The organism is Nocardia sienata NBRC 100364 (genome assembly GCF_001613205.1).
GTDB lineage: Bacteria > Actinomycetota > Actinomycetes > Mycobacteriales > Mycobacteriaceae > Nocardia > Nocardia sienata.
In genome coordinates, this window is record NZ_BDBX01000050.1 from 74,867 (window position 1) to 86,416 (window position 11,550).

Below are 11,550 nucleotides of genomic sequence, written 5' to 3' on the forward strand. Positions count from 1 at the left end.
CCACGGATCGCGCCGGACGTGGAGGTCACAATGGATCCCGCGGTGTCCACCGGGGCCGCGGTCCCCGGCGCCCCGCGACCGGTACTGCTGGTGATCGCCGATTCGCTGTCCTATTTCGGCCCCGAAGGGGGCCTGCCGGCCGATCATCCCCGCATCTGGCCGAATCTGGTGGCGGCCGAACTCGATTGGGATGTCGAACTCGTCGCGCGGATCGGCTGGACCTGCCGGGACGCCTACTGGGCGCTGATAGGTGACCCACGGGTCTGGGCGGCCGTCCCACGAGCCGGCGCCGTGGTCTTCGCGGTGGGCGGTATGGATTCGCTGCCCTCACCGTTGCCCACCGCACTACGGGAACTGATCCGCTATGTGCGGCCGTCGGGCCTGCGCCGGGTGGTGCGCTCGGCGTACCAGTGGATCCAGCCCCGGGCCGCGAAACTCGGTCGCCCGGTGGCGCTTCCGCCCGAGGTGAGCGTGGACTATCTGGAGCAGTGCCGGACGGCGCTGGGCCAGCTCCGGCCCGAACTGCCCGTGGTCGCGGTACTGCCGTCGGTGCACGACTGCGCGGCCTACGGCCGGGTGCACAGCGGTCGCGAACCGGCGGTGCGCGCCCTGCGGGCCTGGTCGCGACGGTGCGGCGTCCCACTGGTGGATCTCAAAGCGGCGGTCCACGACAACATCTACTCCGGTGACGCCAATCCGGACGGGATCCACTGGGGCTGGGACGGGCACACCGAGGTCGCCAAGGCGATGGTGAAAACACTGCAAGAGGTCGGGTGAGACGTGGCGGTCGTGGTCGTCACCGATTCGTCCGCCAGCCTGCCCGCGCAACTGATCGGCGAGCTGGGCATCGAGGTGGTGCCTCTGCACGTGCTGGTGGGAGATGCGCAGATCCGGGAAGGTGTCGACGAGCTCGCCGTCGACTACGCCGCCGAGGAAGTCACCACCTCGGCGCCGTCACCGGGTGAACTGCGCGAGGCCTATACCGAGGCGCTGCGGCGCAGTCGCGGCGACGGCGTGGTCGCGGTGCATCTGTCCCGGCAGCTCTCGGCGACCTGGGAGGCGGGCCGGCAGGCCGTCCGGGATATGGACGCCGCGGAGTCGGTGCTGCTGGTGGATTCGCTCGGGGCGGGTCTGGCGACCGGGTTCCCGGTACTGGCCGCCGCGCGGTGCGCGGCGGCCGGTGGCACGCTCGCGGCCGTGTACGACGCCGCGGTACGGGCGGCGGCCGATTCCCGCACATTCTTCGTGGTGAATCGCACCGAGCAGTTGCGTCGTGGAGGAAGGCTCAGCACGGCGGCGAGTTTCTTCGGCAGTGAACTGGTCAGCAAACCGGTGCTGCAACTGGTGCAGGGCCGGTTGGAATTACGGGACAAGGTGCGTACTCGGTCGAAGGCGTTCGCGAAGCTGGTCGCGGCTGCCGCGGAGGTGGCCGGGGCGGGGCCGGCGGCGGTGGGAGTGCAGCATCTGGCCGCCGCCGAGGCCGCCGAAACGGTGACGGCCCAACTGCGGGAACGTATTCCGCAGGTCGCGGAGGTTCTCGTCGCCGAATTCGGGCCGGCGCTGGCCGTCCACCTCGGGGTCGGCGCGGTCGGGGTACTGGTGCTTCCCGGTGGGTGCGGCTGACCGGCCGCGGTATCCGTACGGCCCCCGTTCATCCACAGGACGGAGTTGTCCACAGGTCTGTCGAACTCCCAGGTGGGCCCAGGTGTCCGATGCTTGGCCGGGCCTAGCGTCGCGGGCATGGCACCACACGACGAGCGCGAACGGGTACGCAGACAACTGGGCGGGCACCTCGGCGAGTTGCCGCGGGACGCCCCGGAGGGCCGGGCGCGCCGGTGGCCGGATTCCGCGTTCGCCGAGACCGATGTCGTAGGCACCCCGCGCTGGCTGGACGACGAACCCGCCCCGGTCGGCTGGCGGGACCGCCTGATCCCCGACCGGTTTCGAGGCGCACGCCTGGACACCGGGCGGCGCGGGGTGGCGGCCCTGGCGGGTATCGGCCTGTTCGCCGGTCTGCTGACGGTGGTGATGGTTCTGTGGGACCGTCCGGTCGCGCAATCGGTCCCCCCGCTGCCCGCGGTTGCGCCGGCTGCGATGCCGGCGGATGCACCGGAATCCGGGCAGGCACCCCTGGCGGCGGAGCCGGCGCCGACCGGAGCGCAGCCCGCCGAACTGGTGGTCAGTGTCGTGGGTCTGGTGAACCGGGCGGGTCTGGTGCGGCTGCCACCCGGAGCCAGGGTGGCCGACGCGATCTCGGCGGCGGGCGGTGCACTCGGCGGCGCGGATTTGGCGGGCCTGAATCTGGCCCAGCGGCTCGCCGACGGCGACCAGGTCCGGGTGGGCCCCAGCGGACCCGATGGACCGCTGCCGGGCAGTGCGACCATCAGCGGCGGCGCCGCGGGAGCCCCGCCCGCCGTCGGCGCGGGTGGTGGTGAGCCCACAGCGGGTAAACCGTTGGATCTGAACGCCGCCACCGAAACCGAGCTCGACGGCCTGCCCGGTGTCGGGCCGGTGACCGCGAAGGCGATTATCGCCTGGCGCGAAATCAACGGGCGATTCACCGATGTGGAGCAGCTGGCCGAGGTGGACGGTATCGGTCCGGCCCGGCTGGCGCGGCTGCGCGAACTGGTGACCGTATGAAGGCACTGGCCATAAGGGTGAGCGGCGAGGGTGCGGAACCGGTGTCGGGTCCGGGTTGCGGCGCGACCCCGAGTCGGGGTCGGTGTTACACGCAAATGGTCCGCGGCCGGCGAGGCGTGGAGTCCGGCGCCTGGTCCGGGTGGGGGAGTCGCACCCGGGAAACATATGCGGTCCATGCGGTAGGAGCCGCCCTGATCGATGACTTCACCGGGCGTCCTGATATCCGCGGGCGAGGCCGGCGGCTGCTCTGGCAGATCGTGCGGATATTCGGTCGGGTGCGCCGGTGAGCGCGACGCGGGGCACCGAACTCCGCCACCGAGGAGCGCGAGCCGGAGGTGCTGCGGCGGGCCCGGATACGGTGCTGGATGCGCGGCTGCTCCCGGCCACGCTGACCTGCTGGCTCGTCACCATTCTCGCGGTCGGCGCCGGCTGGGTCACCGGAGTGGTCGTCGCGCTGGCGCTGGCCGTGCTCGCCCTGGTGTCCTGGGCACTGCTGTGGACCGGGATCGCTCACCGCAGCGAACGCCGCCGGGTCGTCACGACGGTGGCGCTGGGTGCCGCGCTGATCGGCTCGGCCTTCGCGTGCGCCGGCGCGTGGCGGGAGCACCAGGTCGGTGCTCATCCGCTGCGCTCGGTGCCGGCCGCGGCGACGGTCGATGTGGTCATGGTGCCAGGGGACGACCCGAAGCCCGTACGCAGCAGTGGATCCGGACGCGGTCGGCTCTGGGTGGTGCACGGCGAACTCCGGGAGTTCCGGTATCGCGAGCAGGTGGTGCGCGGTGGTGGTGCGGTGGTCGTGCTGGCCGCGGGGCCGGCCTGGGCGGAACTACTGCCGGGGCAGCCGATCGAATTCCGGGCCCGGCCCGCACCCCCGCGCGAGCACGATCTGACGGTGGCCACCCTGCGGCCGGTGGGCGAACCGGATATCGCGGGTCCGCTGCCGTGGTGGCAGGCGGCCGCCGACTCGGTGCGTTCGGATCTGGTCGCGGCGGCCGGCGGGGCACTCGCACCGGACCCGGCGGGACTGCTGCCCGCGCTCGTCGCCGGAGACACCTCGGCGTTGAGTGACCGGGTGCACGACGATTTCGCCGCCGCGGGCCTGCAGCACCTGACGGTTGTCAGCGGTGCGAACTTCTCGATCCTGCTCACCGCGGTGCTCGCGGCCACCCGCCTGCTCACCCTCGGTCCGCGTCTGTCACTGCTCTGTGCGGCGGTGGCGCTGGTGTCGTTCGTGATCATCGCCCGGCCCGATCCGAGCGTGCTGCGCGCCGCGGCCATGGGATCGGTAACGCTGCTGGCCCTGCTGACCGGTCGCCGCAAACAAGCTCTGCCCGCCCTCTGCGCCGCGGTGATCGCCCTGCTGGCACTGCGGCCCGCGCTCGCGGTACAGGCGGGATTCGCGCTCTCGGTGCTCGCGACCGGTGCTCTGCTCCTGCTCGCCCCCAGCTGGGCCGATCATCTGCGGGCCCGCGGGTGGTGGCGGGTACTTGCCGAACTGGTCGCGGTGGCGGCGGCTGCCTTTGTTGTCACCACCCCGCTCACCATCGCGATATCCGGGCAGCTCAGCCTGGTGGCCGTGGCCGCCAATATTCTCGTGGCTCCGGTGATCGCCCCGATCACCATCGGCGGAGCCCTGGCGGCCGCGGCGGCCACCTGCTGGGACCCACTCGCTCACCTCGTCCTGCGCCCGATCGGGCCGCCGCTGTGGTGGCTGCTCACCGTGGCGGCCGAGGCGGCGGCGGTACCGGGCGCGGTCGTTACGGTCCCCGGCGGTACACCGGGTGGCACGCTCGCCGCCGTGGTGGTCGCCGGCGCAATTGTGGCCCTGCGACTGCCCCGGATCCGGCGAGTGCTGGCGGCCGTATCCCTCGGAGCCCTCGCCGCGTACCTGCTGTTGGTCTTCGGGCTCGGCTGATCCGCATCTCCGCCGGCCGACCAGGCGCACCCTCTGCGGACCCGTGGACAGTCGAATTCAGCTTTGGATAGCGACGGGCCTCCTCGCTCACGCAGCTCGAATCGGGGGCGATCGTTCGCGGCGCAGCCGGCCGAACGCTTCCGAACTGCCGGCGTCTCGTCTCGCCCTGCTGTTGCGGATGGCCGGGCCGGGGAGTCCTCGCCCACCCGGGTTGCGGCCGATGGTCGGAAGGCGGCCGTACGATCGGAGCCGTGAGCGAGCGACCTGCGGCCCTGCATCTGGTGCTGGGCGATGAGGAACTGCTGATCCAGCGCGCGGTGGCCGGGGTGACCGGGCAGGTGCGGGCGGTCGCGCCGGATCCGGACGCGGTGCCGGTGGACCGGTTACGGGCCGGCGATGCCAGCAGCGCGGAATTGGCGGAACTGCTGAGTCCCTCGCTGTTCGCCGAGGACCGGGTGATCATTCTGGAGGCGGCGGATCAGGCAGGTAAGGACGCCGTCGCCGTGATCTCCGAAGCCGCCGCGGCGCCACCCGACGGGGTGGTGCTGATGGTGGTGCACTCCGGCGGGGGGCGGGCCAAGGCCCTGGTGCCCGAATTGCGGAAAGCCGGGGCGGTGGTGCACGAATGCGCGAAGCCGACCAAGGCTTCGGAGCGATCCGAATTCGTCCGCGCCGAATTCCGGGCGGCCGGGGCGCGGGTGTCGGCGGATGTGGTGCAGGCCGTACTCGACGCGGTGGGATCGGAACTGCGCGAACTGGCGGCCGCCTGCTCGCAGCTGGTCGCCGATACCGGGGGCAAGCTCGATGTCGCGGCGGTGCGCCGGTACTACTCCGGAAAGGCCGAGGTGTCCGGCTTCGAGGTCGCGGACCTTACCGTGGCGGGGAATCGGGCGGGCGCAGTGGAGGCGTTGCGCTGGGCGCAGGACCGCGGGGTGCCGCATGTGGTGCTGGCCGACGCACTGGCCGATTCCGTGCACACGATCGCGAAGGTGGGATCCGCGGGGCGCGGGGATCCGTTCAAACTGGCGGGACCGCTCGGTATGCCGCCATGGAAGGTGAAGAAGGCCCAGTCGCAGGCCCGGGGCTGGACTCCGGCCACGATCGGGTCGGCGCTGCAGGTCGTGGCGACACTGAACGCCGATGTCAAAGGTGGCGCCGCCGATTCCGGGTTCGCGCTCGAGGACGCCGTGCTGAAGCTGCTCGCTCTGCACGGGCGTAGCTGACGGGCCGGCGGACGACCGGCGGGACGAGCTGCTATTCGACCGCGCTGAGCCCCAGCGCTTCCTCGGCCGCTTCGTCGTAGCGGCCGTCCCACTCCTCGTAGACGGGCGTCTCCTCGTCCCGTGTGACCATCCAGACCACCACGGGCCCGCCGTCGTCGTCGGCCGGGACCAGCACGTTTTCGATCTTCACGCCGATACCGAGGACTTCGGCGGCCCGGATCACACCGGGCAGGTCCTCGGCTTGGACTACCGATTGGTTCGCATACACCGTAACCATGCGCCGCATGCTACGGCAGGAAGCGCGCAATCGGACGGGCGCCATCCGGGAACGGCAGGAAAAGCGGCGCTGACCGGGGCCGGGAACACCAAAAGCCGCCGTGGTCCTCAATGCCGCGGCGGCCGGTCGTCCGAAGAATTCAGTTGATCAGAGCTTGTTCAGCGCGATCGCCATCGCCGACTTCTTGTTGGCGGCCTGATTGGCGTGGATAACGCCCTTGGAGGCGGCCTTGTCGAGCTTGCGGCTCACGAAACGGAGGCGCTCGGCGGCGGCCTCCTTGTCGCCGGAGGCGGCGGCGGTCCGGAAGGCGCGGATATAAGTGCGCAGTTCGGACTTCACCGACTGGTTGCGCTGACGCGCCGCCTCGTTGGTACGGATCCGCTTGATCTGAGACTTGATATTGGCCACGCCGGTATCCTCTGGTTCCTGTCTGGTTCGGTCGGAAAGTCTGTGTGCACCCCCGCCCTGGTGCTCGTCCACCGAAGGAAACGGCCGGGCACGGGGTAGGCAACGCCGATTGGCCAGGTTACCAGTACGGGGCGGCGCGGCGAAATCGTGGGCGGATCGTCACATCGCAGGCGATGCGATGTCGTTGTGTGGACCGGACGTCGCGCGTAACGTCGCCCGCGTTGCGCCCAGGAATTTCCCAGCAGGACCCAGGTATTTCCCGGTGTGCGCCCCGATGCCTCGTGGGGCGGCGATCCTCTCGGAAGGCGGACCGGTATGTCTCCCACCGCGCAGGAAAAGGAAGCGATCCTCGAGGGCGCCGAACCGGCGCCGGTATCCGGCCCCAAGAAATGGGCCGCCGAGGCGTTCGGCACGTTCGTTCTGGTGATGGGCGGTGCGGGAACCGCGGTACTGGCGGGAGAGAAGGTGGGCCCGCTCGGGGTGGCGCTGGCCTTCGGACTGTCCCTGCTGCTCCTGGTCTACGCCATCGGACCGGTATCGGGCTGCCATGTCAACCCGGCCGTCACGGTGGGGCAATTCCTGATGGGCCGAGTGTCGCCGGTCAACGCGGTGGGCTACATCGTCGCGCAGGGGGTGGGCGGGCTGGTGGCGGGACTGGTGCTGTTCGCGATCGCCAAGAACCTGCCCTCCTACGATCGCGCCGCCGACGGTCTGGGCGCCAACGGCTGGGGTTCGCACAGTCCGTCGGCGGTCACCGGACCGGCGGGGGAAGCGGTGATCGAGGACGGGTACGGCCTGGCCGCCATGATCATCGTGGAGGTGATGCTCACCGCGCTGCTGGTGTTCGTGGTGCTGGCCTCGACCGACCGGATTTCCGAGATCCCGCAGGCGGGTCTGGCCATCGGGTTCACGTTGGCGGTCATCCACCTGATCTCGATCCCGGTCGACAACACCTCGGTCAACCCGGCGCGCAGTCTGGCGGTGGCCCCGTTCCAGGACGGCGCGATGGGCCAGCTGTGGGCCTTCATCGTGTTCCCGCTCATCGGCGGAGTGCTGGGCGCGCTGGTGTACGGGATGCTGTTCGGCCGCTCCCGGGAGCTGGAGGCCTGACCGCTGCTCGTCAGCTCCAGTGGTATTCGCGTACGAGCCGATGGGCGACCAGGTCGAACAGTTTGCGCGGCAGGATGGCGCCCTCGCGGCGGATACCGTCCTCGGGGACGTCGAGTACCCGGTCCAGCCGGACCCAGCTGTCCCGGCCCTGGTGATCCCAGGTGCCCGCGCCGATCGCGATCCAGTCCGGGTCGTCGCCGCGTACCGGGTTGGAGCTGAGCATAAGTCCGAGCAGGGTGTGCCCGTCGCGTCCGACCACCAGCACGGGGCGGTCCTTGCCGTTGCTCGGGTCCTCTTCGAAGGGGACCCAGGTCCAGACGATCTCGCCGGGGTCGGCACGGCCGTCCAGCTGCGGGGCGTACACCACGCGCCGGGCGCGGTGGGCGGTCGGTACCGGGGTGGAGGCGGCGGGCCGCACCGGGACGCCGCCGGGCCCGGCGGGACGGCGGCCGCGGCCCGACCCGTCGCGGGTACTCCGGCGATCGAGCAGGGCCTCTACCAGTCGCGGCGCCTGGCGCTTGACGATCTTCGGACCCTGTTGTCTGGCGATCGCGGTGAGTTGCCTGCCGAGACTGTTCCAACTTCGGGCCATGTCAGGAGGATAACGTCACGCCGCCGCCGGGGATATCACCTCCGCCGGCCCGCGGCGGGACCTGGGCGGCGGCGGGCGGGGTCCAGCATGGGACGATGGTCGTCAGTACGCCCGATACCCCATGAGGAGTGGAGTGCCCGCCAGCTTCGCCGATACGACGTTCACCGATCCGTCGCGGATCCGGAACTTCTGCATCATCGCGCATATCGATCACGGCAAGTCGACGCTGGCCGACCGGATGCTGCAGCTCACCGGTGTCGTGGAGGACCGGCAGATGCGTGCGCAGTACCTGGACCGGATGGATATCGAGCGGGAACGCGGTATCACCATCAAGGCCCAGAACGTGCGGCTGCCGTGGACACCGCGATCCGGGCAGCACGAGGGTGAGGATTTCGTCCTGCACCTGATCGATACGCCGGGTCACGTGGACTTCACCTACGAGGTGTCGCGGGCGCTGGAGGCGTGTGAGGGCGCGATCCTGCTGGTCGATGCCGCACAGGGGATCGAGGCGCAGACGCTGGCGAATCTGTACCTGGCGCTGGACAAGGACCTGGAGATCATCCCGGTCCTGAACAAGATCGATCTGCCGGCCGCGGATCCGGAGCGGTACGCCGCCGAGCTCGCCCATATCGTCGGCTGCGAGCCCGAGGATGTGCTGCGTGTGTCCGGCAAGACCGGGGTGGGTGTGACCGAACTGCTCGATCGGGTCATCGAGCGGGTTCCGGCGCCGGTCGGGGAGGCGGATGCCCCCGCGCGGGCGATGATCTTCGACTCGGTCTACGACACCTATCGCGGTGTGGTCACCTATGTCCGTGTGGTGGACGGCAAGCTGACCCCGCGCGAGAAGATCAAGATGATGTCCACCGGTGCGACCCACGAGTTGCTCGAGATCGGAATCGTCTCACCGGAACCCAAGCCGACCCAGGGCCTCGGGGTAGGCGAGGTCGGTTATCTGATCACCGGTGTCAAGGATGTCCGGCAGTCGAAGGTCGGCGATACCGTGACCGCCGCCCGCAACGGCGCGATCGAACCGCTCACCGGTTACCGCGAACCGCGTCCGATGGTCTACTCGGGGCTGTATCCGGTGGACGGGTCGGACTACCCGGATCTGCGTGACGCGCTGGACAAGCTGCAGCTCAACGATGCCGCTCTCACCTACGATCCGGAGACCTCGGTGGCGCTCGGGTTCGGTTTCCGCTGCGGGTTCCTGGGCCTGTTGCACATGGAGATCACCCGTGAGCGCCTGCAACGCGAATTCGGCCTCGACCTGATCTCCACCGCGCCGAACGTGGTCTACCGGGTGGTGATGGAAGACGGTACGGAACATATCGTGACGAATCCGTCGTACTGGCCGGAAGGCAAGGTGCGCGACGTCTTCGAGCCGGTCGTCAAGGTCACCATCATCTCGCCGAGCGAATTCATCGGCGCCATCATGGAGTTGTGCCAGTCGCGGCGGGGCGACCTCGGCGGGATGGACTACCTGTCGGAGACCCGGGTCGAGCTGCGCTACACCCTGCCGCTGGCCGAGATCATCTTCGATTTCTTCGATTCGTTGAAATCGCGGACCCGCGGCTACGCCTCGCTCGACTACGAGGAGTCCGGGGAGCAGCAAGCGCAGCTGGTCAAGGTGGATATCCTGCTGCAGGGCGAGGCGGTCGACGCGTTCAGTGCCATCGTGCACCGCGACGCCGCCCAGGCCTACGGGCACAAGATGACCACCAAACTGCGCGAACTGATCCCGCGTCAGCAGTTCGAGGTGCCGATCCAGGCGGCCATCGGTTCCAAGATCATCGCCCGCGAGAACATCCGTGCCATCCGCAAGGACGTGCTGGCCAAGTGCTACGGCGGTGATATCAGCCGTAAGCGCAAACTGCTGGAGAAGCAGAAAGAGGGCAAGAAGCGGATGAAGACGATCGGCCGGGTCGACGTCCCGCAGGAAGCCTTCGTCGCGGCGCTGTCCTCGGATGCGCAATCCGATAAGCCGAAGGACAAGAAGTAGCCGGCCACCGTGCCCGCGCGCGGGAATATCGCTGCGCGATAGCCGGATTTGTTGCCCGCCTCCACCCGGTCTCCGGAATCGGCTGATAACGAAAATGTGACAGTCGCAGATGTCGACAATAGGCTGATAGCGGATCCGCGCCGGGGTGGCCCCGGCGTGGTTGCTGTTGAACGCGAGAGTGGAGTTTGCAATGGCGCGTGATCTGCCGTTCGACGGCGACGAAGAGGTCACCGAACGCGGTGGTGACACCGCCTATCGCATTGCCAACGCCACGTCGCGAGTCGCCCGCGGCGGCGCCTATGTGACCGGCGGCGCGTTGATCGCGAACAGCGGTGGCGGTGTTCCGGCGCCGCCCAGTGAATTGGACAGCCGTAACGCGGGCTGGGCCTACAGCGCCGATCCCGATCCCGATGTACCCAGTCCGGTGATCACCTTCCCGGATCCGGATCCGGTGCAGACCGAGGCGCCGGGTTCCTCTGCCGGTGACGCGAGTACGACCATGCCGCTCCCGCACGGCCCGACCTTCGATATCCAGGTCGGCGGGCCCGGTGATTTCGATCTCGACGACTACTCCCCGGGTGTCCACACCGAGGACATACCGGGACTGACATTGGTACCCGGCGCGCCCGAGGGCGGCGCGCCCGGTGCCGAGTTCATGCCGGGCACCGGGGTACCCGACTCGAAAATTCCGGGTATGCCCGAGTTCGGCGCACCGGATCCGGGTCTGCCGCCGGGCAAGATCCCGGGCTTCGACGGTATCCCCGGGTGGGGACAGGGAATTCCGCTGCCCGGTAACGAAGGTTCGGGCGGCCCGGGCGAATTGGAGCTGCCGGCCCCGGGCGATGCCTTCCAGACCGATATCTTCGACCTGCCCCGGTTCGACCTGAGCCCGGATTCCGCGGTGCAGTCGGTGGCGCGCAACGCCGACGACGGCGACTGGGGTTTCGACCTCGCCGATCTCCTCGCGCGCCCGGCCGGCGACCCGGGGTCCGGCTGGTACGGCGAAGACACCGAGGGCGGCCCGATCGGTGAGCTGGTCATCGACTACGGGATCGACGGCGGGATGGTCTTCGCCGACGGGTTCGGCCACGCGGTGGCCATCGATTCGCATATGGGACTCGACATCTCGGCGGGGTCCGACGGTTTCTGGGTCGCCAGCGACTGGGATCTCGATATCACCGTCGGTGACGGCAGCCTGCTCGACGATCGGCTCGATCAGTACCTGGACTGGGCGCAGTCCGGCACCACCGCAGCCGATTCGTTCCAGTCCGCCGGGCGCGATCCGCTGGACGCCGCCGCGCGAGCGGACGCGGGCGCGGAGGCCGCCGCCCGCGGGGCCGAGTCCGGTGTCGCGGCCGGAGCGGATGCCGTTGTACCGGGGGTCGC

At 69.7% G+C, this 11,550-nt stretch carries 10 protein-coding genes and 1 pseudogene; 8 read left to right on the forward strand and 3 right to left on the reverse strand.

The genetic code is table 11. From position 1 onward, the window contains the following. Positions 1 to 30 precede the first annotated feature (30 nt). The 5 genes from octT (at position 31) to holA (ending at position 5,778) form a co-directional block, all read left to right on the forward strand. Entirely contained in the window at positions 31 to 777 is a 747-nt protein-coding gene (gene octT / locus NS4_RS24780) for a diglucosylglycerate octanoyltransferase (protein WP_063061917.1), read from the forward strand. Between the two features lie 3 nt (positions 778 to 780). Further along, positions 781 to 1,623: a DegV family protein gene (locus NS4_RS24785; protein ID WP_063061899.1), complete on the forward strand. Its 843-nt coding sequence runs from the start codon at positions 781 to 783 to the stop codon at positions 1,621 to 1,623. A 117-nt stretch (positions 1,624 to 1,740) separates the two neighbouring features. Then, a complete protein-coding gene (locus tag NS4_RS24790) occupies positions 1,741 to 2,640 on the forward strand; it encodes a ComEA family DNA-binding protein (RefSeq protein ID WP_084487678.1) in 900 nt (299 codons plus the stop codon). A 283-nt stretch (positions 2,641 to 2,923) separates the two neighbouring features. Next, on the forward strand, positions 2,924 to 4,555 hold the full coding sequence (locus NS4_RS24800; RefSeq protein WP_218020399.1) for a ComEC/Rec2 family competence protein: 1,632 nt from the start codon (positions 2,924 to 2,926) through the stop codon (positions 4,553 to 4,555). A gap of 251 nt (positions 4,556 to 4,806) precedes the next feature. Next, positions 4,807 to 5,778: a DNA polymerase III subunit delta gene (gene holA, locus NS4_RS24805; RefSeq protein WP_084487679.1), complete on the forward strand. Its 972-nt coding sequence runs from the start codon at positions 4,807 to 4,809 to the stop codon at positions 5,776 to 5,778. Positions 5,779 to 5,809: 31 nt separating this feature from the next. Here the strand turns inward: holA and NS4_RS24810 are convergent, their stop codons facing one another. Further along, complete coding sequence (locus NS4_RS24810; protein WP_039823397.1) at positions 5,810 to 6,055, reverse strand: hypothetical protein; 246 nt, start codon at positions 6,053 to 6,055, stop codon at positions 5,810 to 5,812. Positions 6,056 to 6,202: 147 nt separating this feature from the next. Next, entirely contained in the window at positions 6,203 to 6,463 is a 261-nt protein-coding gene (rpsT, locus tag NS4_RS24815) for a 30S ribosomal protein S20 (RefSeq protein WP_063061902.1), read from the reverse strand. A 315-nt stretch (positions 6,464 to 6,778) separates the two neighbouring features. On the opposite strand from rpsT, the gene NS4_RS24820 reads away from it, so the two are divergent. After that, a complete protein-coding gene (locus NS4_RS24820) occupies positions 6,779 to 7,573 on the forward strand; it encodes an aquaporin (RefSeq protein ID WP_063061903.1) in 795 nt (264 codons plus the stop codon). 10 nt (positions 7,574 to 7,583) lie between these two features. Here the strand turns inward: NS4_RS24820 and NS4_RS24825 are convergent, their stop codons facing one another. Continuing rightward, positions 7,584 to 8,165, reverse strand: a complete 582-nt coding sequence (locus NS4_RS24825) for a type II toxin-antitoxin system PemK/MazF family toxin (protein ID WP_063061904.1) — start codon at positions 8,163 to 8,165, stop codon at positions 7,584 to 7,586. A gap of 121 nt (positions 8,166 to 8,286) precedes the next feature. Between NS4_RS24825 and lepA the strand changes: the two genes are divergently transcribed. Then, positions 8,287 to 10,164 (forward strand): translation elongation factor 4, encoded by a 1,878-nt coding sequence (lepA, locus tag NS4_RS24830; RefSeq protein ID WP_063061905.1) that lies wholly within the window; start codon positions 8,287 to 8,289, stop codon positions 10,162 to 10,164. Between the two features lie 190 nt (positions 10,165 to 10,354). After that, positions 10,355 to 11,550 (forward strand): annotated as a pseudogene (locus NS4_RS24835) (hypothetical protein); the annotation flags it as partial.